Here is a 25877-nt window from a genome sequence, read left to right on the forward strand (position 1 = left end):
CTTAACATTCACCATCTAATTTACTTGTTTTCAAGAAACACACCCACAACTACGCTGACGGTTGGTGTATTGTTTTTATCAGCCAAATTATTAACAAAAAGCCATAACCCTATTTAAATCAATCAAAAACAATATTTTTATTTGGATCATTATTAAATTCAAACATTAATTCTATCTGTTCTTTTGTATTCCTTTTAATCGATAAGGCGGGTAAATTACTTATATCAAAAAAACCTACATCGCTAGTTTCCACACCAGCTTCTGATTTTCCTGAAACAATTTTACATTCAATGAAAATCTTATACACATAATGGGGATCTGGTGGGTGATTATGCTTACTTTTATCCAATACAGCGAGCAATCTTGATGCTTTTACCGCATAACCAGATTCTTCTTTTATTTCTTTTACTGCAACCTCTGATGGTGAATAGCCAATATCACCCCAGCCACCGGGTAAAGACCATTGTGCATCCGACTTTTCCTTTACCAATAATATCTCATTTTGTTCGTTAAAAACGACCCCGCGAATATCTACTTTGGGCGTTGCATATCCAGTATCATTGGCAAAGTCCAACCTTATTGTCTCTTTATCTACTTTAGTATAATTGCTCATTATTTCGATACTAAGCTCACGTAATTGTTCGTAACGCTCTTGATCATAAACATCACGAGTGTATGCTAAGCCTGTCTGAGCAATTGCTTGAATCTGTTTAACCCATTCCAACCAGGTGTTGTCATCGATATTCCTTGCCTCTTCTGACTGTGAAATAATAATTCCTCCTCATATTTTATAATATCTAGTATTTTATTAAATTTCATTATTGAACAAACATTTGATTGGGGGGGGGGATTGACAAGGTAAGGAAAACCGTGTTCTTTTCGAGAAACAAATGTATATGATTCAATGCTGTTCTCTTCATTTACAATATCTAATAATTCATAGGGGGATATGCTCTTCCCAAAAAGGTCCAGCATACAGATTCTAGCTTTATTAGATCTAATAAAAAGTTACCAAAGAAAATCATCATTAATAATTCCGTAAACCTCTTGTGATCCAAAATTCCCCGCTCCAAAAGTCTGCAAGTAATCCGTACACAAACTAGCAAACTTTAATCCTAACATATCTCCAGCCTTACTTATTAATTCAGTTGTACATCCTCCGACGAAATCAGCAATATCATCATGAGATAAAATTATTTGTTTGGCCTTTCGATAAGTTTCTGTCTCATTTCCATTCTCCTGATACTATATCATCGAATAAAAACCGTGAATGATAAAAATGTAGAGTATGTCTCCTACTACGATTCTTATATCATTTAGTTTTACCTTATGTGAATCTCTTTTCTCCTCTTCTTGCTTCTTAAAAACTCAAAAAGCTAAAGGTCTGTACTCATCATAATTATTTACTGACTGGCTTTCCAATAATAAACAACTCGCCTTCATTTAATCAGCCGCTGTTGTATTCGAATCTGGATGATTCCAATGTTATTAAAAACGAAAAAAAATAATATTTCATCTCGGACTGAACCATCCCCATCTTACAATTTCACAACTTCTTTTATTTGTTGGACTACTTGGTTTAGCTACTGAAGTGGTTCTAAACCAAGATCCGGAAAATATATACCATCCGCACAACACTGAATGTATTCATTCTTTTCGAAATTTGAGTAATTACTGTTTATAAAATCCGACAAAAAAACAATCGCATATTCTAAATACTCTTTGGTTTCATCCACCAACAATTCCTCCAAGGCTTGTTCTGGAGATTCAATGTCCTGATGAAAAGTTCCAGCCAAAAATTGAAAAACTGGCTCTTCCTGTTTATTAGGGAGTAACATAAAACAACACACCCCTTTCAATTAGTATTGATTTGCTTAATTTGGATAACCAGTTAGAACAAAATTCCCTTCGCCATCCTTTTTCAAAACAATTCTAGCATTTGTCATATTTTTAACCGAATCGGAGCCTTTTTTATCTCCCTTCCTATCACCTCTGTTCCCTGATAGGTCAATACTAAAGTTGACTTGCTTTTTGGATTATCTAGCCAAGATTGAATAACTTCTTTATTGTTTGTATCGTTCAAAACATTATTAACAATTTTCTCAGCCGTAGCCCTATCTTTAAAGGTAGATGAACCAGTAATTTTCGGATTTTTATTTATCCTCTCTAATAGCTCTTTATCCGTTTTTCCAACATGTCTTTCAATCAAATGTCCACCTTTTATTTCATGTGCAGCCAATCCACCACCAGGTGCAAGGTTACTTTTATCCCCCGGTTTTACACTATCTACATTTTTATCAACCTTCCTGGTATCCTTAACCTTCTACCCACCTGCCGACAAAACGATGCAGTTATGTTCTCATGCGTTATATCTAATTTGCGACAGACCTATGATCACACTTTTTCAGCAGCCCGAGACAGTAAGGATTACCAAAAACAGCCACGAAACAACACGGAACTTGTCATTTTTATCATGAGTCCGATAATATATCAGCGATTTCGGGCTCCCTATCAGCGGTTCCGAGCTGCCTATAAGCGGTTTCGGGCGTTCTATCAGCGGTTTCAGGATTCCTATCAGCGGTTTTGAGCTTTCTATCAGCGATTCAGCCACGCCAAGAAACACGTGGTAAATTTCGGCCTGAACATCGTGTGATCAATTCTTCTACCCTAGCAAAACCGGCTCCAACCTCTCCCTTCTTCCACTTTCTCATATACTTGCCAAATAATCCATGTACATTTCTTCATCTAAATGCGTCCGCAATTGCTATACAAGCGGAATGTAGGCAACCATTCTTCTTTACTTACTAATTCTTTTACATTACCTGTTTTCAGCATACCGTTCTCCTTCTAGCATTGCTTTTACTTCCCATTATATCGCATGAAAGTTATCGAAACAGCAAAAATTTCAAATCCGCTTTACAATGTAACATTTTCCATTTACCATGGACTTATCGAAACAATATAACAAGTTCACTAGGGGAGCATTTCAAAGGCTGAGAAGAACTTTTTTTGTTCTAACCCTTGGCACCCGATCTGGGTAATACTGGCGTGGGGAAGTGGTCAATGTAGCATGGGTACATGTTATATACAAACAGACTGCCATCTCATTTGGGCAGTTTTTGTTTTATCGTTTGCTTTTTAGGGAGCACCAAAAACACGGAGGAGATTCGATTGCAAGATTCATGGGGATTTTTAGACACCGGAGTACACGATGCTGCAACAAATATGGCATTAGATGAATTGTTGCTTATTTGGCACAGTGAAGGAAAAATCCCGCCCATTTTACGTTTCTATCAATGGGCAAAACCAAGTTTATCTGTTGGCTATTTTCAGGATGTTCATAAAACGATTGATCCATCAGCATTGCAACAGTATAGGATACCAGTGGTTCGCCGGTTAACCGGTGGTAGTGCGGTACTGCACGATGATGAGTTAACCTACAGTCTTGTTATTGCGGAGAACAAATCATTTATCCCAGCATCTATCACGGAAGCTTACTATGTTCTATCCAAGGGTATCTTTGACGGGTATGCCAATTTAGGAATCACAGTCGATTATGCCAAACAAAGACATTCCATTCAAAACCGTTCTGCAGTGTGTTTTGAAAGACCGGCGTTATACGAGTTGCTGGCGGGTGGGAAGAAAATATCCGGCAATGCACAAACCCGGCAAAAAGGAGTATTGCTGCAGCATGGATCGATTCCACATTCCATGAACAAAACGATACTTTTCGATCTATTCCGTTTTCCAAGTGAGGAAATACGAGAAAGAAAAAGAGCAGCATTTGATACAAAAGCAACAACCATCCGTCAAGAAACAAACCGATCCATATCCATGAGCACTATGAAAGACGCGTTTAAACAAGGTTTTGAAACTGGAGTAGATATCAAACTATCTCCATTTGAATTAACCAATCAGCAATGGGAGGAAGTCTACCAGCTAGCTGCTGATAAATACAGCAATCATGATTGGAATTTCAAACATCATTCAAAGGAGCGTGTACTTAATGGCTAAACAGGAGGAATACATAAGAAAACCGGAATGGCTGAAAACAAAAATCAATACGAACCAATCTTACCGTGGATTAAAGAAACTCATGCGTGATAAACGATTAAATACCGTTTGCGAAGAAGCACGCTGTCCGAACATCCACGAATGCTGGAGTGAACGAAAAACGGCAACTTTTATGATTCTTGGTGACACTTGTACCCGCGGCTGCCGTTTTTGTGCAGTTAAAACTGGATTACCAAACGAACTGGATTGGGGAGAACCTACTCGTGTTGCGGAATCCGTATCGATTATGGGCTTAAAACATGTTGTTGTGACAGCAGTCGCTCGCGATGACCTAAATGATGGGGGCGCTGCGGTATTTGCGGAAACGGTAAGAGCCATCCGCCGTGAAAACCCTGGCTGCACGATTGAAGTGTTACCATCGGACATGAAAGGTGACTACGAAAGCCTGCATACTTTAATGGATAGTGAACCAGACATTTTTAACCATAACATTGAAACAGTACGCAGATTAACTAAACGCGTACGGGCAATTGCAAAATACGACCGTTCCTTACAATTGCTGGAACGGGTAAAAGAAATAGCACCAAATACACCAACCAAATCAAGTATTATGGTCGGTCTAGGCGAAGAAAAAGAAGAAATTTTACAAGCGATGGATGACTTATTGGCACACAACGTAGACATCATGACAATCGGTCAATATTTGCAACCAACAAAAAAACACTTAAGGGTTGAACGTTACTACCACCCGGATGAATTTGCGGAACTAAAAGAAATTGCCTTAAAAAAAGGATTCCGTCATTGTGAATCAGGCCCGCTTGTACGATCTTCCTACCATGCCGATGAGCAGGTCAGCCAAGCTTCAGCCCAGCGCAGGATCAATTATATGAAAGGCTATGAGGAGCAGGAGAATAAGAAAGTAGATTTTTCTTTGGAGATGTTTAACAATTAAAGTGTGATCATGATTTCCCAAATGAAAACCCCGGCTCATTATATATATCTGCTGGGGTTTTATCGTTTACAATGATTTGGTTATTCATAGCCGGCTATTTAACGGCGGTTTCAACCAGTTTTACGGCGATTTCGGGTAAATTATCGACGGTTTCAGCACTTTTATCGGCGGTTCGCAATTGTTCCCACTTTAAGTCATGACTCGCACGCCGAAAATTAACCGAATTCTGCTCTCTAACTTTAAAAAATCACCGCAAAATAGTTGAAGAAATGATTAAAATGTATTATGATACTCTATGTGCTTTACAAAAAAAGTCATACTTTAGATGCTGGTGTAGCACAGCTGGTAGTGCACGTCACTCGTAATGACGGGGTCGAAGGTTCGAATCCTTTCACCAGCATTAGTACAGAAACGCTGTAATCCTTGATAGATAAGGGTTATGGCGTTTTTATTATTGGTACAGTTTAGTGTAGATTTCATTAGTACAGGATTTCGGGGGCAAAATTGGGGCAAATGAATGGTGGTTCAGTTTTATAGGATGGATTTTCACAGGTTTTGTAGGTGAGTATTTCGACCGATCTCCAAAAGGGGTATCAATTTGGGCCCAGCTAGATGTAATCACTTGGTTACCCAAAAAAGAGAAACCAATAATCACAAGTCAATCTGCGCCCGGCTGAATATATCCCCTCACTGCTCAAAAATGAGCACTCAACCATAAAACCCATTAACAGCCCCACACAGCGATTATAAGCCATTCACGACTAAACATATTACCTACTTCCCAAAAACCCAACACAAGAAGGATAGTGGCTTCAATTTTTAATAAGGCTATGTTTTTTTGTAATGTTGTGGTATAATACAGTTGTAGCTACCTTCTAGGTGTGCTAGCCACTTGGAAGTAAAATACATTGTTGTCTTACTGGGCAACTGTTGCGTATTGTTTGGCAATAAATACGTCAGCATTGGTAAATGTGATCAATCATCCTAAATTGATTAAAATAACCAGTTATTCGCTGGTTCACCGTCCTATAATGGGCGGTTTTATTTTGCATAAAAAAGATGCCCTCAATTTTGAGGACACTCTCATTTTAAAAATCAATCTGATCCAAGTAAAATTCCTCACCATCTTCATTGACTTCTATTTTTAAAACATTTTTCATGTTCACAGTTCGAATGTGACCATTATCTTCTACCATAAACCAATCCCTGTCAATTACTTGATTAGTTGCTACTTTAGCGGAATATGATTCCATCTGCACGTTCTCCTTGCTTCCATCTACAAAAGTAAATAATACGTTATATTTTTTCATTTAATCGCCTCCCTTATGGTTTAATGTGATTCGCATATATCGTTAATTCTTTCTTATAACCCTCAAAGTCATCTATCCGTGTGATTTCGTAATTATCCCCACGAAAGAGAATACGATGATCCACACTAATATTATTCCTCCAATTAATGCGGAAAATAGCTTCTACCTTATACCCAGCTAGTCCTGCCCGGTCGTATTCATCTGCTGATGCCTGACGGTAATAAGCCCATATATTTTTACCGCCTTCAATTGGTCGCCAATCTTCCCCGTTTGGTTCCGGGCCAATATAGTTATTGACTAATATGTCTATTTTTTTATCCTTGATATAATGCTTTTGGTTGTTGTAGGCCATTGGTTCACCTCCTTTGGATGTCCCCATTTTTGGGGAAAATATAAAGGGTGTAGTTTGAAAAAACCCCCTTGTGACCTCATTACTAATGACCCCATCATTGCGCCCTTAAAAACTCATCATAATGGTCATACAAACCCACATAAGCGTCCAACATACTAGCCATGCCATCAATCCTCATTTTAGCTGCCTGATTCTTAACAGGAACAATGTTTCCGTTACGGTCTGTTTCAACCCCGGTATTAGTCAAGCACCATTTTAAAATAGGATGATTGTTATAATTAATCATTTTAGCCTTCAAATCCTGCCCCATCTGCTGCATAGGCAATGAAAGAGTTCTTGCGCCTTGGATGCATCGGATCATTTTGAATCCATATTGTTCCATTTCTTCAACCCAATACTTAGCGCTATACGAATCATAATATATCCACAACGGGGTGATGCTGTACGTTTCTATCATTTCAAGGAACCATGCCGTAATATCACCGTAATTGATGCTGTTGCCATTGCATAAGCGTAACAGGCCTTGCTCGTACCATTTATCATAAGGTATCTTGTCCACCCTGACGCGTTGTTCAAATGAATCACGTGGCAACCAGTACATCTGATGAATATATCGTTTCTCGGTGTCTTTATCGACAAATAATAGGGTGGCGCATGATAAATCTGTGGTAATACTCAAATCCGCCCCACCTATCGCATAAGCATTACGGAAGTCCTCTATATTGAATGTTTCTTCATTGTTGATTGCATCAAAGGTAAGCCATGCACTATTTACGGTATCCCTGATGTTAAAGTCTTTTGTTAATACACCGCCAATATCATTCGGGCTTACCTTAGCCTTGTCAACTTTACGCTGAAGATCATCGGCTTTTTTAATCGTACCTAATGCAGGGTTGGCTTTCTGCCATTTATCCGGGTCTGTCCATTCTGCTTTTTCATCTAGTTCATAAAGAATCGGAAGAAAACTGTCATCCTGGAAATTTCCGTCTACCACGTTACAGGCATATTCGTACATATCATCAAATATATTGCCCCGGACAGTTCCGGCTGTGGTAATCATAATCAAAATAGGCTGTTGCCGGGCTGACTGTGACTGTTTTGTAACTTCATATAGATTACGGTCTGCAATACTGTGCAGTTCGTCTATCACAACCAGATTTGCATTCAACCCATCCAGTGTGTTTGAGTTCTTACCTAACGGCATAAATTTTGACATGGTTGCATCAAAATACAGGTCTGTTTTACGTTTGCGAACATGCTTAGACAAATGCGGTGACTGGCTTATCATATTGTGGGCTTCATCGAATAAGATTTTTGCTTGATCCCGTTTACTGGCTATTGAATACACTTCTGCCCCTGATTCCCCATCAGCAATGAGCATATATAATGCAATACTAGCCAGCATGGTAGACTTCCCATTTTTTCTGGCCACATAAAACATACTTTCGCGGTATCGTCTTAGGCCTGTTTCCTTGTCCACAAAGCCAAACAGCGCACTGATATACGCCTTTTGAAACAGTTCTAGGGTAACAGGCTTACCCGCCCATTCACCTTTTGAATGCTTGCAAAACGTCTCTATGAAGGTGATAGGTTTGTTTGCCTTAGATTCATCAAAGATATATTGATCTGGGTTGTTGATTTCGTTTACCAGTCGTTCATATTGCCTATACACCCGATTGGAGACAACCACATCATTATTTTTAATTGCGTTCCAGTATTCCAGTATATAGTTCATTGGTTTACCTCCTTTCGTGCGTATTGCTACCACGACTTTCAGGAAAATTTTCCTGAATGTTGTTTACTTTCACCTCACCAAACGAACTAGGAACAAATACGACAACGTTGTCGGTTTTCACCTCGCAAACGCGTATTGCTACTGGATGGGGTGTTTTGAAATCACATCATCTTTCCCCAACTGAAGAAAGCTTAAATAAACCTTTCCTCTCGCGCGCGTATTACCACCTTATCTACTTTCGGTTAGCTCAAATATGAGCCAACCCGTTTCTTTTCCTCTCGCGCGCGCTACTCCTTAATAAAGTCCATTAGTGGGTCTGTCTGCTGCTTTTCATCGGACTTAGGCAGTAAATCCAGCAATTGCTTATAAATCTGTCCATATCGCTGTATGGTCTTATTATAGGCTGTTAATGCAGGGTGTTCCCTCAAAAATTCCTGCTTACCCTGTTTAAACATGGACACCGCGCCTTCATCTTCGACTCGCTGTTTTAGGGTAGACATAGTATTTTGCATGAATACCAGTTCATTGTACAGTCCCTGAGCAATTGGCTGCCTATCTTCCGGTATCTCCTTTAATAATCGTTTAACTTTCTTCATATCGGTTGAAATATTTTTAGAAGTTGTCATATTATCACCTACTTTTTATTAGTTACTTACTTTTAGTAATCCCACGCCTTATATAAAAATTGATGGAGGGGGATAGAAAACTCCCTGCCTCGGTTCCCATTGTCAGAAAATTAAATTTGATATGGGGGGGCTATTTTTTCTGTATCAGATTTCCATTTGCATCAAATGCCAATCCTTCTGCTACAATACCGTGACTACGGTGTTCCTGCGTATGGCACGTTTGGCATAATGATTCTAGGTTATCCCAGTTAAGCGTAACATTCGGGTCATGTATATTTTCCGGTGTGATATACGTCTTATGGTGACAGATACTCGCTACATCCCCACAACGTTCGCATATATAGTGTTTAGACTTCATATAACCCGTTCGGCATTTAATCCATCTATCACTTGTGTAAAACGCTTTAGCATAATCGTGTGCCATTACATTCCCCTGCCTAATGCTGTCAGAGCCACAAGCAAGTTGTCTATTGTTCGCTTCAACTGATCACTGTCCTGCCCTTGTGGGTCATACCATAATTGTAATAAGAACTTGGCAACTGTTTGCGCTAACGGATGCACTGGTTCATCTTCCCAAGTCCTGCCTGTCGTTGCTTCCAGATATGAAGGAATGGATTTCAATAGCGATTGTATAATCATGTCGTTGTCCTCACCGTCCAACCTTAATGCATCCCGTGCTTCTTCTATATCCAGTATCATATAATCACCTCTTATTAAGAAAGAGGACACCAGCTATCTGATGCCCTCCTAACTGGTTTAACTTACTTCAAAGTTTTTGCCTATTGTGGCTTCCCCAATCGCTTGGGGTTTATGAGGGTGTATCATCACCGCCATTATCTGCACCGGACAGTTTCACAAATGCTTCATCGACTAATGGCTTACAGTCTGCAATAGCAACCGCCCGATAGTCTATCAAACCACTACGGAAGTTAGATTCCCGAGAAGTTTCTAGTACTACACCCTGCGGCATGTTCACACCATAATAATTGAAATCACCCAACACAATGGTGTCGTCCGGCATATGGTCATCTACCACAACCTGCTTGCCAAGAATCCGACCAATGCTTTCGTTCTTTGCATCATCAATGAAAAGTGGTCGTCCGTTCTTATCGGTAAGGCCATATACTTTGCCGTACAATGTTGCGTTGTTCATAACGAATCGAGCATTGCCTGCATAACCACGTTTCAACTTAGCCATGGCATCTGTGAAATTATTATAAGAGCCATCAAAGTCAACAGTGTTGTCGTCTGTCCATTCGATACCTTCGAGCAATCCTTTACCCTTGCCATCACCATCACCGTTTACAATAGCGTCCTCAATGGCTTCTAGTACCGTGCTGGTGAGTTCGTCTACAAGATAGCTTTCAAACGCTTGTATCGTCATTTGTTTTGCTGAGATACTCATGGAGAATACCTTCATGACCTCATGGGATTCAAATTTAATACGTGCGGTCTGTACCTGCTCAGCATCTACCTTAGTGCCCTCAGTATGCCAAGCAGCTTTTTCGGTTGGTTTTCCTATAGGTACGCTGATATTACTTGGCAGGTTAAAGTTCCGTACTACGGATAACAGACCGCCTTCTTTACGAGCCTTGGAAATGACTTCGTTTAGCGTCTGCGTTGGCAATACCGCCGAACTGTTGCCCGTTGTATTGAAACCACTGGCACGTTGTTCGTTCATGGCCGTGTTAAAGGTACGTTGCTCTACTTCAGATAGGTCTTGCCCCAACATCGTTTTAAAGAATGCAGAACGATATTCGGCTGACTCAAAAATATTATCAGTTGGTACTTGTTCATTTTTGAACGACATCCCAGTAATAGGGTTAAAACTACGTTGATCCATCTCACCATCTCCATTCTTTTGTTTGTCCTGAATATTTTTCTTGGCTTCGTTTAATCCCTCAATTTCCACATTAATAGCTGTCACATCCGCATCTGGGTCGTTGTCAATGGTTCCCTTGATTTCTGCTGCACGTTTTTCAATATCTTCTAAACTAGCATTACGGTAATGATTGAAAGCATCCTGTACTGTCTTAAATTCCATTACTTAACACTCCTAGCTAAAATTTTATTTAATGTAATCTTGGCTTGTTTCCGAGCCTGTTCCTGTTGCTCAGCTTCCTGCATCTGGTTGCGTGCCTCTACCGAGGTTTGCTGATATGCAGGAAATGGAACGATACTGCACTCGTAAAGTTTATTGATCTTGGAGATCGTTCTGGTTCGTTTCTCCACATCGTAATGGCTGCCTGCCTTATCACATGTGAAAGAAAAACTCATGCCGTTTAAATCGCCCCGTTTTACTGCCGTATAAACAGAGCGGCCTTCCTCAGTGTCCGGTAATACCGCCCGCATTTGCAGGCCACCATCATCCACTGACAACTGCATTGTCTTTGGTGCTTTTGCTAAAGGCACTTTAGACAAATCATGATTATAAAGTAACCGGGTGTCAGTTAAATCCACCCCATTTAATGCGCTACGCTGAATAACTTCGGTATAGCTTCCCATCGGGTCATTGATGGTTGTTGGTGTATCGAATACCACAGGGACACCAGTAATCACCATTTCATTATTTTCCGTTTGTTGTGCCCTGATCTCCACGTGCCGGGTTTCTTTCATTGGTTTTACCTCCCACATTTTGGTATTGGTCTGCTTTATCCTGATTCACAAAATTCAGTGACTGCAATCGTTTATTTCCATCCTCCACAGGCGGAAGATTCAATATTTCCAGTGCCTGGTTAGTCGTTAGTAATCCCAAGGGGATAAGTTCCTTTAACATATCCGTTTTGGATTTATTGGAAGCAAACTGCAAACGGTTCGATTCAAAAATGATAGAGTTCCCGAATGCCTGCTCACGTTCGGTAAATAGCTTGTCCGTTAGTTCCAGACTGAATTGTAAGGCCAATGGTTCGACCACACTTTCATAAAATGCTGCCCATTCATCTTCCGTATAGGTGCTGTTTACGATTGATTCACTAATCCCCAGATATTCGTAAATCTTTTTCTTGACGGCATCCATTTGTTTATCATCAATCGTTACCGGGGTCGACTCTAGTGGAACATAATCGTATTTTTGGTCAATCGCCGCAATCCCGCCATGATTAGAAGCTGTCAAATAATCATTCACAAATGCTTCCTTTTCCTCTTTTAGTTTATCTGATGCAATTATTTGATTTGTTTTCAATATGCCCCGGATGGTTGCATTCGACTTAATCGCGTGTTCCATACCTTCCTGTTGTGTATGTGCCAGGTCTAATGTCGGCATGATCGCCGTATTCGTATCGCCTAATAGATCGTTAGAATTATAGAATCGCCGGGCAACAAACACCTCAGATAAAGGGAACGTCACATGCTGTCCATTGCCAAACAAGAAACGGCAATACATCGTACCTGAGGGGTCTGTTAGATATTCCATGTTGGTAGGCGATAACGGATATATTGCTTGCAGATTCCCCCGGTCATCCTTTTGCAAAAAAGCAAATGCATTATTGTACAGGTAATAATGGGTTACCAGCTTATAAATCAAGTCATATGCCGTCATGTATGCGTTTGGCCTTACTTGTAGGATACGGTTTAAATGTTGGTCTCCCTGCATCCGTTCGCTGTTTTTCTTGGAATAAATGATGTGTTTCGACTTCAATTTTCCGGCATTCCGGGCAATTGCATCCACAGCTGCACGATATACATCTGATTCATAGGCATTCCCCGAAAATGGGGAAAATACTGGACTGCCGGACGACAGCATTTCCGCCTGCTCTAATTTTTCTTCAATTGGCTTTCGTAAATAGCTTTTAACCTTGTCTATTAATCCCACATGTTCACCGCCTAAATATTAGTTTTCCGATCTCTTTAGTTACCTCTATTATACCATATAGGGGTAGGGGGTAGCAATATATAAAATGTTGGTTTGATAGGGATTACAGGCACTTTTGGAATGCCTGTTCCCTTTTTAACTACTTAATTCCTTATCCAACATCATCGCTGCTTTTTTTGCAGTTTCCACATCACCCCTTCGACATGGGAATAATATGTCATGGTTCGGACTAGGAATTTCAGCATTTTTGGGCATTCCCAGGCTTCTTAGTAGCCTATTTAATTGATTAAGGCTCATGTGTCGCTTGTGGGCAAATGCTAAACCCATAAAAGCACCGGGTGGAGAAATCAAACATAGTTGAAAGTCCTGATTGTTGCCATTCATATAATATTTATTTTCTATTTCCATCATCACCTTATTGGAAAAAGAATCGAACCCAACTATTTTCCACCACTTTTTGCTGTCTACATACTGATTTACCTGTTCATATGTTAGGAAATTTAATCCGTTACTCATGTTATCGGCTCCTTAATAAAAATAATCATTTACGGTTGAAACGTCATCCACACTTATTGCTACTATCTGCATACCTTCAATCACTTTGTCTGACTCTACCTTGAATGGAATCCGGCACAGTTCCAGTGAAATAACAAATTCGTTATATTCTTCATCCATGCAGAGGACATCCTTATACATTAAGCAACAAACGCCGATATGACAAGACTTCTCAGTTTTCTTCAGTTGAAGAAAACCGAGAAAAACCCCACAATTCAATCAAACAAGTCGCCGAGTTAGCCGGGACTAGCCCTTTTTTGTAGACAAAAAAGACAAATACAAGACAAGAAAGACACAAGTATATTTTCTTGGAAACGTTGATATGACAGCTTTCACAAGCCCGTTAGACACAAAAGACAAAAAAGACAAATTTTTAAAGAGGGTAGCTATATATATTTTTTCAAGCTGAACAAACATAACAATCATAAATATATAGGTACTGTTTTTTATGTGTCTTTTGTGTCTTTTTTGTCTTATAACCCTCAAAACCCCTGTCACAACAAGGTTTGAGAGCAAGACAAATTCAATAAAACTACATTTCAATTTGTCTTTTTTGTCTACGCCGTTACGTCATCCGCAAAACTTTCATCGGTATCATAAGAATTGTAATGAGAAGTGATGTCTAATATCTTCACACCATTGTTATTGCATTCTTGGATGAATTCATTAACGCCTTTTGTTGCTTGAACGTGATTCGGATATTTTTTGACTTCAATTTTGAAATTGTTCATTGTTTGTCATCCTCCTAATAAAAATAATCGTTTACGGTTGAAACATCTTCTACACTCATAACCACATGCTGCATACCTTCCACCGTACTATCTGATTTTACTTTGAACGGTATCCGGGATAGTTCCAATGAAATAATGAATTGGTCATATTCATAATCCATGCAAAGCACATCTTTGTACATTTCGCCATTACTGGATAATATTTGTAAAATCATTATTTTTTCACCATCCTCTGGGCTGGGGTGTCACAAGTTTTCCCTTTTTGTACACAAGGTGTCACAAGAAGTGTCACAAGTTCAATGTCTATCAATCCCTTGTGCCCCAACCTTTTTGGCTGACTGTACACAAATGTCACACGTTTTTTTAAGCACCATAGCTATATATTTTTATCGGGCTAACCATCAATACGTAACCACAAATATATAGACGCTCTTTTTTGCTTGTGACACTTGTGACATTTGTAGACAGTAGCACCCTATCCCTTGGCACATAAGGTTTCTATGTGTGCACAAGTTTGTGACAAAGTGATTTTAACTTGTGCACACTTGTGACACTAACTCGCTTCTTCAAAGTCGAACCCTAGTTCTGTGACATACTCCATGTTCAATGGAATTGCCCGACTTCTTTTCCCATCATGCCTAACTGTTACATAATCGACTGTTATTCCATTTTGTTCAGTAGCAATAGTTATTCCACGCTTTAACCATGCTTTTCTAGTTTGCCTTTCTTCAACTCCCAAAAATTCGGATGTATAAGCAGGCAAAAGGTATAGCTGATTATTTTTATAGATCGCTTTTAGTGGGTCTTGCGCACGGAAGTTATTAGAAATATTCTCCCTTCTACTATCCAAATCTGTAAGAATCTGCTCCAAAAACACCATAGGCTTGTCCACATCTTTATTTTCCTCTTTGATTTCATCAAATAATTTAACAATATCGTTCAATCTAACATCTAACCCCAGATAATCCTTGACTACCTCACCTGTAAAATGAATAGTTGCATAAAATTCTGCTAATCTATTTAACACGTTATTTTGACCGGACTTTTTAACGTACAATTTCTTTACTCGGTTAAATTCCGGGATAAGATCATCTTTGTGGGCTTCCCAAACTTTTAGAAACTCAATACCAACCGCACCATAGTTATCCAGTATGGCCTGTTGTAAATCCACTATCATTTCATAATCTCGTTTTAACGGTTCATCCCCTAAAGGAATAACCCTTGCTGCCGCACCACCATGATTTTCCGCATAATCATTGAGAGAAACCTCACCAGTGCTTAATAAAATATTCTGCCATGTATATTCTCTTTGGCTTCCTGTCACACTTCCACGTCCTTTTGAGCGTCCGCCACTAAACTGGTAAACGATACTTGACAGTGTGTATTTTTTAGCCTTCCGGGTATCATCCATGAATAGAGGAAAGCTGTTCAAATATGCTGCCTTGCGCTCAATAGCTACTGGGGTAGCATTCCATTCATTGACAAGATTCTTGTTTCCGTGAACTGTGGAAGCTATTTCCAGCCCAGTTGTTTTTCCTTGTGAAGTACCGCCACTAGATTCAACAATAAAAGGTTTAACACCTAGATCATTGATAATCACACTGGCAAAACTGGACAGCACCATGAACACGGCTTTTGGTTGGTCTTTAATTCGCTCAAATATTTCTCTATTCCATGATTCGGCAGTACCCTTTACCTCAAATGCTTCTCGTAATTGCTTTTCTCCATGGTCGGCGGCCATGATTTCAATATCTTTTGTAAGTACTGGGTGAATAAATTTACCTTTCACTTTCCCCAAACGCTCAACAGCATGATGCTGTTCAATATCGTTATATAGTTGATAAAGGTCAAGATATTTAATAAGATTGGCTCTATTCCCTGTATGAACCGACAGACCGCTATTGCTCAATTCGATTAGTTTTGTTGCATCGGCTACGGTAGAAGCAGGAACGACTTCACTGACTTGTTTATTCCCCTGTTTCCAACTTATTTCAAAGAACACTTGTGGGCGTTCAATATTGTAAAATTTCTTTTCAAGTATTGGCACATGACGGGAAATATATATTTCCTCATCTGGGTCTCCATCCTTTTTTGCAGGTTTCAAATAATAAAGTGAACCGTATTTCACAAAGAATGGTTGTGGCATTGTTATTTGATTTTCATTCACATTCAATTGAAAATCATTGTCCCCGCCTTCATTGGCTTTTTGGTACGCCGAATCAATGGAACGTTTGATTTCAATAAGTGTAAAGTCATCTTTGTTATAAACAAGGTTTTCATAAGCAACCCTTAAACTGTCCGATACATCGTCATAGTGGACACCACATTTGAATAAACGCCTTGCCAAATCGTAAAAGTCACCGTTTCTTGATCCTGTTTCTTCATATGGATAACCCATAGTAAATGAAGGTGTTTTCTGTGCATTCCATACTTTATTGAGATAGTGCGGCGGTTTGTCCAGTTCTGCCATGCTTTGAGTAATAACATACCGTCCTTCGGTGTTATCGGTCGGAAAAACAATATATCCCGATCCTGCTTTTCGGGAATCTGATTTTATCCCTAACCGATTTATATACCCTTGAAATTGGGTAAGCCCTTCACCATCTTTGAAAATATATTGATACCCGTTTGGTGTTTTTATAGCATGGTGATTTACGTTTTCGTTTTCCAGTAAGTCCTTTACGAGTTCACCTTCAACACTGTTGTCAATATCGTATAAATACCTACCATCCGGTATAGTCGCTCCTATCCATCCACCGGCAGAAGTCCATCTATTTATTTGTTCATCATTTAATGATGTAGCATTTTTCCATTTTCCTGCTGATCTTTTCGCTGTATTATAATCTCTATTGCCATTCGTGTATCCAATTAATTTGATAATCGTTGCCCCTGGCATCAAACTGTTAACTTTTTCTGTATAGCTTACAGTAGCTACTGCCTGCAAAAAATCACCCCTAATCTTCCCTATTTCGCCCCCAAGACACCTGTATAAAAACTTTCATTTGTGCTATACTATTACTAATAGGTTTTGTTAAGCCATGGTGCATATGGGCTGCAACCCTGCACCACGACATCTATCAGTAATTGCATGATTCCCTTTCAAGGTCGGCTAGCCACTGCTCGATACTTTCAATTTTGAACATGATGCGGCTTCCGATCTTGACGTTGGGAATCTTTTTTTCACGAACTAATTTATACAACATATCGGCGCTCAATCCCAAGTATGTTGCTGTTTCTTTAACCGTTAACGTCCTGCGCTCAATTGGAGCAAGTTCTGGCTTATTATTCTTATAACGATCTGCAATAGCTTGTTTTACATCAAACATTTCAATATCTCCCTTCAAGAATTAATTAAAGTCCAGTACAGAAAAACCTGTGAAGCAACAAACATTCCTAATAGAATACGATCTATTGTTTTACTGTTCATGGCTTACCTCCTTCACGAATCTGTGGAATAAATCTTCCTTTATGCTGTGTATGTTTTCGTAACTCATTTCCAAATCCTGTGAAGCATAGTGCATTAATTGAGACAGCATCCTTACCTTCCGTTGCCATTCGTAATAATAGTAAATTGCAAGTTCCGGTTTCGTTTCATCCATATCAATCTGCAAATGATTTAATTCCTCGCTAATATCCGACATAACGGTTGATCTGAGCAATAACGCTCCTACTTCACTGTCCAATTGGTGTACCAAATCTTTACTGTTCATTATTAAAATCCTCCTTCATAATCTGATAAAACAACATCCAGGCTTGTCCGAGATTCCCCATAATAATATTTTTCCAGTTCATTGATAGCCTTCACATATGCCCTGATTTCTGGCTTAATATCTTCCCTTGGCGATATGCCACGGTAAAGGTCTAGGCTGTTGTTCATGCTTTCTTTTAGTTGTTGAATTGCTTGTTTCATTGTGTTACCTCCTGTTTTTCGAAAACTTCACTTCCAAACAATTCATCAATAGTGACACCTAATGCTTGCGAAATTTTAAACGCGCTATTCATGGATGGTGTGCTCTTTCCGTTTTCATAAAGGGAAATGGCTGGCATACTTAATCCAGTAGACAAAGCAATATCCTTTTGCTTCATCTTTTTTTGTAATCTAATTTCTTTTATGCGATTCATTTTCTCACCCCCCATTAATAATGGTTAATTAACTATAATTAATATACCATGGTTGGCTATATAGCGCAAGGGGTTTAAAGAAAAAATTTACTACGGTTAAGTTTTGTGGTAACCTTAGCTTAAATAATAATACGGAAGGGGGCTGTTCAAATGCCCAATGAATTAGGCAAGTTTATAAAACAAGAAAGAAAGCAAAAAGGCTTCACTCTTAAAGCATTGGCCGGGGAAATAGGCTATTCAGATGCCTATATTTCAATGGTGGAAAACGGGAAAAAGAAATCTCCCTCTTATGATTTTTTTATCAAGATAGCTGAGGTTTTAGAAGTCCCATACGAGGAGCTTATGATAAAGGCAGGGTATGGTACCAAAGAAAACCCGGTACCTGTAAAATCATTTCTTGACTTAATACCAAATTCCCCATCATTAAACGGTTTCAGACAAGAAGATAAGCATGGCGCCATTGCTTACGGAAGATATAATTTTCCGATAAACGACCTATATTTTCACTTAACCGATGACTTAAATAAAAAAATGTTTAAAACTGTCATCTTGTCTGATTATGATCGAGAATTAATCGCAAAAATGATTGAGACATATCTCCTTCATAAAATAGAGAATAAAAAAGGGGATTATTCTAAATCAATTGATGCACTTACGAAAAAAGACTTTCAGTTCCCGAATATGAATAAGGAAGGTGACTAACATGGCCGGAAGTGTAGAAAACAGGGGCAAAGGTAAATGGCGGTTAAGCGTAAACCTAGGGCTAGGTGCGGATGGTAAGTATATAAGAAAACGTAAAACAGTTACTGCAAAGAATAAAACGGAAGCTAAACAGCTGCTAACTGCTTTTGAGCATGAAATAAATGAAGGGGAATATATTGAGCCCACAAAAGTAACGTTTGGTGCATTTGTGGATGATTGGCGCAAATTACATGCAAGCAAGCATTTCTCATCCATGACATATGAATCGTACAACTACATATTAAACGCTCACATACTGCCTGTATTTGCGAATAAACAACTTGAGGATTTCCAACCGATACACATAAAACGATACCTGAGCATGCTGGAATCTGATCTCGGGTTATCCTCAGCTACCATATACAAACACTATGCTATTTTACGCTCCATCTTTAATTATGCTTGTGATGAATTGCGGATACTAAAGACTAATCCGGTGGCGCATGTTACTAAACCAAAAGTAAAAAACAAAAAAAGTGACGTATATACTGATACGGAAGTAGATCAATTATTCTCCTTACTTGATAATGAATTAATCCATTATGCCTTAATGGTCAAGCTCGCCATCATGGGCGGATTCAGACGTGGTGAGATATTAGGGATGCTGTGGGAAAATATCAACTTTGATAATAACACTATCTATGTGGAATACTCGCTCACCTACACAAAGAATAAAGGCTATGAAATGAAAACACCTAAAAATGGAGAAACAAGAACAGTAGTAATGCCGCAATATCTCATGAATGAATTAAAGGAATACCACCACAAATGGAAAAAAGAGCGGCTACAATCGGCTGAATTATGGAATAGCAAATATGGTGACTTTGTATTCTCTACCAGTGAATTAAACGAAAAAGGGATACTCACGTTTGGCAAACCTTTCTATCCCGGTAGTGTGTCCAGATGGTGGAATAGGTTTTTAAATCGGACAGACTTCAAAAAGATCCCATTCCACTCTCTAAGGCACACTGCGGCCACGTTATTAATTAATCAGGGGGAACACCCTAAAAATATATCTGCCCGGCTTGGACATAGCGGAATAAAAATTACGATGGATTTATACTCGCATGCTTTGCAAGAAGCTGATAAAAATTCTGCTGATAAATTAGAAAAACGATTCGGTAAAAGTAACGCTTAGACACCACTGCGATGGTGTTTTTTATTGGGGTAAATTGGGGCAAATTTTGGGGCAAAATTCAGTGTAAACATGTAAAAATGTATCAAATCCATCAAATGAAAATAATGTTTTCATAAAAAAAGCCCATTAAATCAATGGACAAGTAAAATAATCTGTTATATAATTACAACTGTCATTCACTCGTAATGACGGGGTCGAAGGTTCGAATCCTTTCACCAGCACCATCCGGAGAAGTACCCAAGCCCGGCTGAAGGGGACGCACTCGAAATGCGTTAGGACGTTTTCGCGTCGCGTGGGTTCGAATCCCACCTTCTCCGCCATTAATTGATACATAATCAAATAATCTTTTCACACCTTTTCTACAATTTCTCTTCTTGATCTCGTTTGATTAAATCCCAAACCTATTTATAAAACCCAATCGAATGCAGAAAAAGTACGCCAATAATCGCAAAGATAAATCCTGTAATTAATATTAACAAAGGGGTTTTAAAGTTTTTCTTATCCTCAAACCAGGCAATAATTGCAACTCCTAAAATCAGCAGCATACTTAACAGCACTGCCACAAACGGATTAGTTGGTGTTATCCAATCATACCAGTTCCCGCCATTCATGGGTATCACTCCTTTTGCCCTTATCTATCAAAGGGGGATCAAAGAATTCCTTCTATCCTATCTATATTTTACTATAAGTACAAACATGAATCATCGAAAAAAATAGTTTTCCGATATAGAACGGAAATCCCTCCAACACGATGTTGAAGGGACTCCCTTATCTACGCGTTTAACACCTCATATTTATCTTCTTGTGCTTCCAATATAAATGGATTGCGCGTACTATCCGTTAGCATCACCAGTTCATGCATTGCTCTTGTACAAGCCGTGTAAAATAACGTCCGATCTGCTTCTGTCGTATACGTTTTGGCCGATGCTTCCGGAATAATCACTGCATCAAATTCAATTCCTTTCGCTAAGTACACCGGCAATAGTAAAATGCCCTTTTGAAACGAGCGGGTTTCTTCATTGATCCGCGTTACAGCCCATCTGCCATGTAACTGTTCAAACAGTTCGTCACAACCTTGCTGCGTTTTACAAATAAGTGCAATCGTTTCATGACCATTCTCTTTCAATTTCTGTATTGTTTTAACCAGCGGATCAGCGGCATTTCCCTGGTAAGTAACCAACAGCGGTTTCCTGCCCTCCCTGTTAAATGGCTCGATCATTTCACCCTCGGGAGCAAACTGGGTTGTAAAGTCCACAATTTGTTTGGTGGATCGATAGCTCTTAGTCAAGACAATTCGTTCATAACTTTCATCCGCTTGGGCTGGTGCAAGCGGGCTTCCCTGAATAGTATGCGTGTAGATTGCCTGATTCACGTCTCCTAGCAGCGTCATCCTTGTATAAGGGAATTGGTGCTTGATGTAGGCAAACTGAAATGGCGAATAATCCTGCGCTTCATCAATCAATAAATGACGGACTGATCGATCGGCACTGTCACCTAACAGACACCCTTTAAAATATGCATATGCAGTTGCCTCCTCCCATGCCAAGTACCCTTTAGAAAGGGCGGCAATAGTCTGTTCCTTTATTTCCTGCCAATGGCTTGGAGCAACTGCCGGCGACCAATCGGTAAAAAATTTCCGATAGGTTGCCAGAACATGCACGAACTGGAATTGCTTTACGCGTTTTTTCAATCCGGAAAAGGCTTTTTTTACCACTCTTTCCCGCAAAAAGTCTTCTTCCGTTTCATCCGCATATAACTCATCCTGATCCTGCTTTTGCATATGGTAATGGGCCTGCAAATATTCCTCTTTATCCAATAACTCAACCTGCTCCATGACCCAATCCTTGTTTTTTTCCTTACGCTGTTGCTTCTGTATTTCACTTAGCAACCATTTGGCAACAAGCTCTAATTTATTTGGAATGGCAATAGCCGGATGAAGGGAATAAAAATAGTCTTGGATTTGTTCTTTGGTAACAAATACCTGTTTACGAAATGATATATTTTTAAAAATTAATCCTTCTTCCGCTAAACTTGTTATAAACGCATCCAAATGCTGTTTAAACGTGATACCTGATTTATAATCAATACATGCCATTTTTGTTTGATAATCTTCATCCTGTGCTCCCGTTAATTTATATTCCATATGTTGAAATGGTGACTCAACGGTTAGCTTACTTCCGATTTTGTCTACCAAATATTCATAAAAAGTCGTTTGTCGCACATTCGCTTCTCCGAGTTCAGGCAGGACATTGGCTACATAACTACTAAACAACGGGTTTGGTGAAAATAAGACAACATTATCAGCATGTAATGTCTCGCGATGTCTATACATTAAAAATGCAATTCGTTGTAATGCAGCGGATGTTTTGCCGCTGCCAGCCACGCCCTGAACCACAAGATAACGATGCCGTTCGTCACGGATGATTTTATTTTGCTCCTTTTGAATTGTGGACACGATACTTTTCATTGTCGTACTGGCATTATTACCAAGCGCTTGTTGCAACAGTTTATCGCCAATGGTAACACCTGTATCAAACATCCCTTTAATGACGCCGTTACGGATAATAAATTGCCTTTTTAGCGTCATCTCGCCTGAAATGGTACCGCTCATGGTTTGATATGCAGCTTTTCCAGGGGAGTAATCGTAATAAAGGCTGGAAATTGGGGCGCGCCAATCATATACCAGAAATTCCTCGTCAAGCTGATCCATCAATGAGGCAATCCCGATATAAATCGGCTCACTTGTGGTTTCCCCATCCGCTCGAAAATCAATCCGGCCAAAATAGGGATTGTTTTTTAGTCGTTTTAACGTTTTTAATTCCTCACCTATTTTTCCATGGAATCGTTCGCGTTCGGATAATAGTTCTGCTTGTTGTTTGATACTTGCCTGTGTTTCGATAACATCATCAGGTTCATCCAGATTTACGGTCACATCCTCCCAGAAGTTTTGCCGCAGATCGATAACACTTTCCTTTAACCCGGATGACTTCGCATATAACTTTTTCTGTCGTTGGTGAATTTCCTCAATTACTTGGTTCACCCGGTGTTGTTCCGCTTCCCGATTTTCGTTTTCTTCACTCATCGAACTCCCCCATTTGAGTTAAGACTTATATATTGACATTTTGATTTAAATGTAGTAAAATTAGTGTGTGTAAACTGTGTGGATTGAAATTAAAACATCAGTAATATTTTAATGATACAACGTTAGCGCTTAGCTTGCAAGGATGTTTTGCAATTTATACGCGGCGTTTTTTTATGGAGGTTTTTACGATGGAATTTACAGAACTAACCTCGCTTTCCGCAATAAATGACTTTATCCGAAACCATCAACTCTCCTTCCTGTTTATATCACGCCCCGACTGCAGTTGTATGTCACGGTCTGTTCCCACAAGTACAAGTATTAATGAAAAATTACCCTGAAGTGGCGTTAGGTCATATCAACGCTGATCAGGTACCGGAAATAGCTGGAGCATTTTCCGTTTTTACCGTGCCCATCCTATTATTTTTTATCGATGGAAAAGAATATATCCGTGAGGCCCGAATCGTTCCGCTGGATTTGTTAGAGGAAAAAATAAATAAAATATATCAACATATGGCTGGATCATCTGAATGATTCAGCCATTGCTTGTTGATAAGAATCATAAGTCAGGTGATTGCACATAAATTTATTTACAGATGCCTTTATGTTGAGTGATTTCACATTATTTTTTCAAGCATGTTATCATTAGTAAGTACCAGCACGATGAACAGGAGGAGTAGACCAATGAAAATACTTATCGTCGGTGCTAGTGGCACCATTGGAAAAAAGGTTGTAGAAACGTTAGAAAAAGATCATGACCTCATTCGGGCGGGAAGAAATGGTGCCGATGTACAGGTTGATATCACCTCGGAAGCCAGCATCCGCAACATGTATGAAACAGTCGGACGGGTGGATGCGGTTATTAATGCCTCTGGTGGTGCCAATTTTGCCTCTGTTTCAGAACTGACTCCGGAATTGAATGAAAAGGGAATTGAAAGCAAGCTAAAGGGGCAAATCAATTTGGTGCTTCTGGGATTAGACCATGTAAACGATAATGGGAGCTTTACACTAACAACCGGTATTATGATGGATGACCCGATTCGTCAGGGGGCTTCTGCGGCGATGGCCAACGGTGGTGTCAAGGCATTCGTTAAATCGGCCGCCATCGAAATGCCGCGGGGAATCCGGATTAATAGTGTCAGCCCTAATGCCGTTCAGGAATCCTGGGATCGGTTGGAGAGTCTCTTCCAAGGGTTTGACCCAGTTCCTGCCCAACGTGTTGCACTAGCATATAAAAAGAGTGTACTCGGGGCACAGACAGGGCAAAATTACGAGGTGTATTAAGTTTACAACTCGAAATTGTCAGCACGCAACTAAATTTAAGTACAGTAAAAATCCTGGCCAGTATATACCTAAGCCAGGATTTTTGCTGTTATCTTTTTTAGCTATAGAAGATTTCCAAGAGTCCGGATATGTTGTCTGTCTTTTTTTCCAACCATAAAATGATAGCTAAGATGTGTTACCGTAATCAATCGTCCTCCGCTTCCCCATCAAGTGAAAAGTCGTTAATGATAATAAACAATTCGAGATTCTTGATATCATCGTTAACCTTCGTTGCAACTGTCCGCACTCCTTTGTCTATTTAAACCTAACCGAAATTAAGCCTAAAATTAACCAAAGACCTCTTCTCTGTTACCAAGAAAAATGTTTGTTTCAACCCTCGGATTTACTTCCCGAGGCCAGCAGATGGGGTCAAACCACAAGCAATCTTTGCCTGTTTAAAATCCCACCACACTGTATACATAGGGGATTCCACACCTATGTAGCCTGCGCGAGGCAATCGCTTTTTGGCTTTCTTTCCGATATTAACTGCACTGTTGATATCTCTCGAAAGCGTTGTACCGCAGTTTACACATGTAAAGCTGCGAATGGAAGGGTCCTTTTTCTCCTGATGACTACAGACACAACAGGTTTTGGTTGTATCCCGTTCATCAATCTTTTGATAATGCTTGCCACTTTTCGCTTGCACCCAGTTTAATATACGGCGAAACTGTCCAACTGGTGTTTGATTTAACATGGCCCTTCTCATCGTCCCGTACTTTGCCACATCGGGAGTCGGAGTATAATCACCAATGTAGATCGCATCGTAACGCTTGGAAAAATAATGCGCATAGCTAAATAACAGCGTCTTCATTTGTTCTCGACGTTTTAATTGCGCCTTTTCCAAAGCATGATTAAGTCTTTTCCAACGTTTGCTTGGCTCAAAATAGGTGACGTTTGGGGTGCATACCAGCTTATTAAATTTTTCACATTTGTCCCGTTTTGATTTGATTTCATCGATTCGTTTATCCCAATACTTCAACAGTGCATTCATCGATTTCAATTCATATGATTTTCCATCACTGCCTAATCCCACCGCCAGATTCTTATGGTTGGGATCAAATACAATAAACGATTGTTCCTTCACCTTGGTGATTTCTTTGACATCTTCTATTGTAAAAATGGCATAATACGAATCCAGATCCTTTGTAATGCGAAGGGTTTTGATTCTCTCCGTTTCGCTTAGTTCTACCGCTTCCACGAGTCCAACTTTGATTTTGATGGTCTTCTTAGCCTTTTTATCTTTTTTCTTTAATTCCTTGTATTCTTCATCTGTTAACTTGCCAAAACTTAAGGAAAGCAGATTGGTATCCAATAATTTAAAGCCTTTTTTTGGTTCATCATAATATAGCGAAAACCACTTCTTTTTCCATGAACGATATTTTGGTTTC

At 39.5% G+C, this 25877-nt stretch carries 29 protein-coding genes, 2 tRNA genes, 1 pseudogene and 1 riboswitch; of the genes and pseudogenes, 8 read left to right on the forward strand and 24 right to left on the reverse strand.

Going from position 1 to position 25877, the window contains the following annotated elements; genetic code table 11:
- Nucleotides 1-118 precede the first annotated feature (118 nt).
- The 3 genes from ABRT01_RS03530 to ABRT01_RS03545 all read right to left on the reverse strand — a co-directional run bounded on the left by ABRT01_RS03530 (nt 119) and on the right by ABRT01_RS03545 (nt 2239).
- Entirely contained in the window at nt 119-724 is a 606-nt protein-coding gene (locus ABRT01_RS03530) for an NUDIX hydrolase (protein ID WP_269411122.1), read from the reverse strand.
- Nucleotides 725-1583: 859 nt separating this feature from the next.
- Nucleotides 1584-1838: a contact-dependent growth inhibition system immunity protein gene (locus tag ABRT01_RS03540; RefSeq protein WP_269411121.1), complete on the reverse strand. Its 255-nt coding sequence runs from the start codon at nt 1836-1838 to the stop codon at nt 1584-1586.
- Between the two features lie 104 nt (nt 1839-1942).
- Complete coding sequence (locus ABRT01_RS03545) at nt 1943-2239, reverse strand: RNase A-like domain-containing protein (RefSeq protein ID WP_367746326.1); 297 nt, start codon at nt 2237-2239, stop codon at nt 1943-1945.
- Between the two features lie 726 nt (nt 2240-2965).
- Nucleotides 2966-3072, forward strand: a riboswitch (TPP riboswitch).
- Between the two features lie 99 nt (nt 3073-3171).
- On the opposite strand from ABRT01_RS03545, the gene ABRT01_RS03550 reads away from it, so the two are divergent.
- From ABRT01_RS03550 to ABRT01_RS03560, 3 genes are all read left to right on the forward strand, one after another.
- Entirely contained in the window at nt 3172-4014 is an 843-nt protein-coding gene (locus ABRT01_RS03550; protein WP_269411120.1) for a lipoate--protein ligase family protein, read from the forward strand.
- A complete protein-coding gene (lipA, locus tag ABRT01_RS03555; RefSeq protein WP_269411119.1) occupies nt 4007-4966 on the forward strand; it encodes a lipoyl synthase in 960 nt (319 codons plus the stop codon). The genes ABRT01_RS03550 and lipA overlap by 8 nt, the downstream gene beginning before the upstream one ends.
- A 327-nt stretch (nt 4967-5293) precedes the next feature.
- A tRNA-Thr gene (locus ABRT01_RS03560) sits at nt 5294-5366 on the forward strand.
- Nucleotides 5367-6054: 688 nt separating this feature from the next.
- Here ABRT01_RS03560 and ABRT01_RS03565 read toward each other — a convergent pair.
- The 18 genes from ABRT01_RS03565 to ABRT01_RS03650 all read right to left on the reverse strand — a co-directional run bounded on the left by ABRT01_RS03565 (nt 6055) and on the right by ABRT01_RS03650 (nt 18208).
- Nucleotides 6055-6276, reverse strand: coding sequence for a hypothetical protein (locus tag ABRT01_RS03565; protein WP_367746327.1), 222 nt, complete (start codon nt 6274-6276; stop codon nt 6055-6057).
- 13 nt (nt 6277-6289) lie between these two features.
- On the reverse strand, nt 6290-6628 hold the full coding sequence (locus ABRT01_RS03570; protein ID WP_367746328.1) for a phage head closure protein: 339 nt from the start codon (nt 6626-6628) through the stop codon (nt 6290-6292).
- A 94-nt stretch (nt 6629-6722) separates the two neighbouring features.
- Nucleotides 6723-8363, reverse strand: a complete 1641-nt coding sequence (locus ABRT01_RS03575) for a terminase large subunit (RefSeq protein ID WP_367746329.1) — start codon at nt 8361-8363, stop codon at nt 6723-6725.
- Between the two features lie 287 nt (nt 8364-8650).
- Nucleotides 8651-8989, reverse strand: coding sequence for a hypothetical protein (locus tag ABRT01_RS03580; protein ID WP_367746330.1), 339 nt, complete (start codon nt 8987-8989; stop codon nt 8651-8653).
- 130 nt (nt 8990-9119) lie between these two features.
- Complete coding sequence (locus ABRT01_RS03585; protein WP_367746331.1) at nt 9120-9413, reverse strand: HNH endonuclease; 294 nt, start codon at nt 9411-9413, stop codon at nt 9120-9122.
- Nucleotides 9413-9688: a head-tail connector protein gene (locus tag ABRT01_RS03590; protein ID WP_367746332.1), complete on the reverse strand. Its 276-nt coding sequence runs from the start codon at nt 9686-9688 to the stop codon at nt 9413-9415. The genes ABRT01_RS03585 and ABRT01_RS03590 overlap by 1 nt, the downstream gene beginning before the upstream one ends.
- Before the next feature lie 109 nt (nt 9689-9797).
- On the reverse strand, nt 9798-11033 hold the full coding sequence (locus ABRT01_RS03595) for a phage major capsid protein (protein ID WP_367746333.1): 1236 nt from the start codon (nt 11031-11033) through the stop codon (nt 9798-9800).
- Nucleotides 11033-11605 (reverse strand): HK97 family phage prohead protease, encoded by a 573-nt coding sequence (locus ABRT01_RS03600; RefSeq protein WP_367746334.1) that lies wholly within the window; start codon nt 11603-11605, stop codon nt 11033-11035. The genes ABRT01_RS03595 and ABRT01_RS03600 overlap by 1 nt, the downstream gene beginning before the upstream one ends.
- A complete protein-coding gene (locus ABRT01_RS03605) occupies nt 11556-12731 on the reverse strand; it encodes a phage portal protein (protein WP_483308147.1) in 1176 nt (391 codons plus the stop codon). The genes ABRT01_RS03600 and ABRT01_RS03605 overlap by 50 nt, the downstream gene beginning before the upstream one ends.
- A gap of 204 nt (nt 12732-12935) precedes the next feature.
- Nucleotides 12936-13316, reverse strand: coding sequence for a hypothetical protein (locus tag ABRT01_RS03610; RefSeq protein ID WP_367746336.1), 381 nt, complete (start codon nt 13314-13316; stop codon nt 12936-12938).
- A gap of 12 nt (nt 13317-13328) precedes the next feature.
- Nucleotides 13329-13475 carry a hypothetical protein gene (locus ABRT01_RS03615; RefSeq protein ID WP_367746337.1) on the reverse strand — a complete coding sequence of 49 codons (147 nt, stop codon included), beginning with the start codon at nt 13473-13475 and terminating at the stop codon, nt 13329-13331.
- A 437-nt stretch (nt 13476-13912) separates the two neighbouring features.
- A complete protein-coding gene (locus ABRT01_RS03620) occupies nt 13913-14086 on the reverse strand; it encodes a hypothetical protein (protein WP_367746338.1) in 174 nt (57 codons plus the stop codon).
- A 14-nt stretch (nt 14087-14100) separates the two neighbouring features.
- The gene (locus ABRT01_RS03625; RefSeq protein ID WP_367746339.1) at nt 14101-14301 is read right to left on the reverse strand and encodes a hypothetical protein; all 201 of its coding nucleotides are present in this window, start codon (nt 14299-14301) and stop codon (nt 14101-14103) included.
- Between the two features lie 338 nt (nt 14302-14639).
- Entirely contained in the window at nt 14640-17030 is a 2391-nt protein-coding gene (locus tag ABRT01_RS03630; protein ID WP_367746340.1) for a DUF927 domain-containing protein, read from the reverse strand.
- Nucleotides 17031-17163: 133 nt separating this feature from the next.
- Nucleotides 17164-17412 carry a helix-turn-helix domain-containing protein gene (locus tag ABRT01_RS03635; RefSeq protein ID WP_367746341.1) on the reverse strand — a complete coding sequence of 83 codons (249 nt, stop codon included), beginning with the start codon at nt 17410-17412 and terminating at the stop codon, nt 17164-17166.
- Nucleotides 17413-17502: 90 nt separating this feature from the next.
- Nucleotides 17503-17796, reverse strand: a complete 294-nt coding sequence (locus tag ABRT01_RS03640; RefSeq protein WP_367746342.1) for a hypothetical protein — start codon at nt 17794-17796, stop codon at nt 17503-17505.
- 2 nt (nt 17797-17798) lie between these two features.
- On the reverse strand, nt 17799-17996 hold the full coding sequence (locus tag ABRT01_RS03645; protein WP_367746343.1) for a hypothetical protein: 198 nt from the start codon (nt 17994-17996) through the stop codon (nt 17799-17801).
- Entirely contained in the window at nt 17993-18208 is a 216-nt protein-coding gene (locus ABRT01_RS03650) for a helix-turn-helix transcriptional regulator (RefSeq protein ID WP_367746344.1), read from the reverse strand. Before ABRT01_RS03650 ends, ABRT01_RS03645 begins: the two co-directional genes overlap by 4 nt.
- 150 nt (nt 18209-18358) lie before the next feature.
- Between ABRT01_RS03650 and ABRT01_RS03655 the strand changes: the two genes are divergently transcribed.
- From ABRT01_RS03655 to ABRT01_RS03665, 3 genes are all read left to right on the forward strand, one after another.
- A complete protein-coding gene (locus tag ABRT01_RS03655) occupies nt 18359-18910 on the forward strand; it encodes a helix-turn-helix domain-containing protein (protein WP_367746345.1) in 552 nt (183 codons plus the stop codon).
- Between the two features lies 1 nt (nt 18911).
- Entirely contained in the window at nt 18912-20087 is a 1176-nt protein-coding gene (locus tag ABRT01_RS03660) for a tyrosine-type recombinase/integrase (RefSeq protein WP_367746346.1), read from the forward strand.
- A gap of 227 nt (nt 20088-20314) precedes the next feature.
- Nucleotides 20315-20407 (forward strand) — tRNA-Ser (locus tag ABRT01_RS03665).
- Between the two features lie 81 nt (nt 20408-20488).
- On the opposite strand, the gene ABRT01_RS03670 is transcribed toward ABRT01_RS03665, so the two are convergent.
- Nucleotides 20489-20698, reverse strand: coding sequence for a hypothetical protein (locus ABRT01_RS03670; RefSeq protein ID WP_269411118.1), 210 nt, complete (start codon nt 20696-20698; stop codon nt 20489-20491).
- A 161-nt stretch (nt 20699-20859) separates the two neighbouring features.
- Nucleotides 20860-23169 (reverse strand): RNA polymerase recycling motor HelD, encoded by a 2310-nt coding sequence (gene helD / locus ABRT01_RS03675; protein WP_269411117.1) that lies wholly within the window; start codon nt 23167-23169, stop codon nt 20860-20862.
- Nucleotides 23170-23357: 188 nt separating this feature from the next.
- On the opposite strand from helD, the pseudogene ABRT01_RS03680 reads away from it, so the two are divergent.
- Both ABRT01_RS03680 and ABRT01_RS03685 read left to right on the forward strand, forming a co-directional pair.
- Nucleotides 23358-23700, forward strand: a pseudogene (locus ABRT01_RS03680) (thioredoxin family protein).
- Nucleotides 23701-23850: 150 nt separating this feature from the next.
- Nucleotides 23851-24450 carry a short chain dehydrogenase gene (locus ABRT01_RS03685; protein ID WP_269411115.1) on the forward strand — a complete coding sequence of 200 codons (600 nt, stop codon included), beginning with the start codon at nt 23851-23853 and terminating at the stop codon, nt 24448-24450.
- Between the two features lie 382 nt (nt 24451-24832).
- Here ABRT01_RS03685 and ABRT01_RS03690 read toward each other — a convergent pair.
- On the reverse strand, nt 24833-25877 hold a 1045-nt coding region (locus ABRT01_RS03690), incomplete at its 5' end, for an RNA-guided endonuclease InsQ/TnpB family protein (protein WP_367746347.1).

It is taken from the genome of Lentibacillus sp. L22, from assembly GCF_040812445.1.
Taxonomy (GTDB): domain Bacteria; phylum Bacillota; class Bacilli; order Bacillales; family Amphibacillaceae; genus Lentibacillus_C; species Lentibacillus_C daqui.

Excerpts from the sequence above, each read along its gene's own strand:
- ABRT01_RS03575 (WP_367746329.1), bottom strand. The coding sequence starts at position 8,363 with ATGAACTATATACTGGAATACTGGAACGCAATTAAAAATAATGATGTG.
- ABRT01_RS03645 (WP_367746343.1), bottom strand. The coding sequence starts at position 17,996 with ATGAAACAAGCAATTCAACAACTAAAAGAAAGCATGAACAACAGCCTA.
- ABRT01_RS03655 (WP_367746345.1), top strand. The coding sequence starts at position 18,359 with ATGCCCAATGAATTAGGCAAGTTTATAAAACAAGAAAGAAAGCAAAAA.
- lipA (WP_269411119.1), top strand. The coding sequence starts at position 4,007 with ATGGCTAAACAGGAGGAATACATAAGAAAACCGGAATGGCTGAAAACA.
- ABRT01_RS03595 (WP_367746333.1), bottom strand. The coding sequence starts at position 11,033 with ATGGAATTTAAGACAGTACAGGATGCTTTCAATCATTACCGTAATGCT.
- ABRT01_RS03615 (WP_367746337.1), bottom strand. The coding sequence starts at position 13,475 with ATGGATGAAGAATATAACGAATTTGTTATTTCACTGGAACTGTGCCGG.
- ABRT01_RS03685 (WP_269411115.1), top strand. The coding sequence starts at position 23,851 with ATGAAAATACTTATCGTCGGTGCTAGTGGCACCATTGGAAAAAAGGTT.
- ABRT01_RS03620 (WP_367746338.1), bottom strand. The coding sequence starts at position 14,086 with ATGAACAATTTCAAAATTGAAGTCAAAAAATATCCGAATCACGTTCAA.
- ABRT01_RS03635 (WP_367746341.1), bottom strand. The coding sequence starts at position 17,412 with ATGTTTGATGTAAAACAAGCTATTGCAGATCGTTATAAGAATAATAAG.
- ABRT01_RS03660 (WP_367746346.1), top strand. The coding sequence starts at position 18,912 with ATGGCCGGAAGTGTAGAAAACAGGGGCAAAGGTAAATGGCGGTTAAGC.
- ABRT01_RS03610 (WP_367746336.1), bottom strand. The coding sequence starts at position 13,316 with ATGAGTAACGGATTAAATTTCCTAACATATGAACAGGTAAATCAGTAT.
- ABRT01_RS03670 (WP_269411118.1), bottom strand. The coding sequence starts at position 20,698 with ATGAATGGCGGGAACTGGTATGATTGGATAACACCAACTAATCCGTTT.
- ABRT01_RS03580 (WP_367746330.1), bottom strand. The coding sequence starts at position 8,989 with ATGACAACTTCTAAAAATATTTCAACCGATATGAAGAAAGTTAAACGA.
- ABRT01_RS03585 (WP_367746331.1), bottom strand. The coding sequence starts at position 9,413 with ATGGCACACGATTATGCTAAAGCGTTTTACACAAGTGATAGATGGATT.
- ABRT01_RS03625 (WP_367746339.1), bottom strand. The coding sequence starts at position 14,301 with ATGATTTTACAAATATTATCCAGTAATGGCGAAATGTACAAAGATGTG.
- ABRT01_RS03640 (WP_367746342.1), bottom strand. The coding sequence starts at position 17,796 with ATGAACAGTAAAGATTTGGTACACCAATTGGACAGTGAAGTAGGAGCG.
- helD (WP_269411117.1), bottom strand. The coding sequence starts at position 23,169 with ATGAGTGAAGAAAACGAAAATCGGGAAGCGGAACAACACCGGGTGAAC.
- ABRT01_RS03565 (WP_367746327.1), bottom strand. The coding sequence starts at position 6,276 with ATGAAAAAATATAACGTATTATTTACTTTTGTAGATGGAAGCAAGGAG.
- ABRT01_RS03605 (WP_483308147.1), bottom strand. The coding sequence starts at position 12,731 with ATGCTGTCGTCCGGCAGTCCAGTATTTTCCCCATTTTCGGGGAATGCC.
- ABRT01_RS03540 (WP_269411121.1), bottom strand. The coding sequence starts at position 1,838 with ATGTTACTCCCTAATAAACAGGAAGAGCCAGTTTTTCAATTTTTGGCT.
- ABRT01_RS03650 (WP_367746344.1), bottom strand. The coding sequence starts at position 18,208 with ATGAATCGCATAAAAGAAATTAGATTACAAAAAAAGATGAAGCAAAAG.
- ABRT01_RS03590 (WP_367746332.1), bottom strand. The coding sequence starts at position 9,688 with ATGATACTGGATATAGAAGAAGCACGGGATGCATTAAGGTTGGACGGT.
- ABRT01_RS03600 (WP_367746334.1), bottom strand. The coding sequence starts at position 11,605 with ATGAAAGAAACCCGGCACGTGGAGATCAGGGCACAACAAACGGAAAAT.
- ABRT01_RS03570 (WP_367746328.1), bottom strand. The coding sequence starts at position 6,628 with ATGGCCTACAACAACCAAAAGCATTATATCAAGGATAAAAAAATAGAC.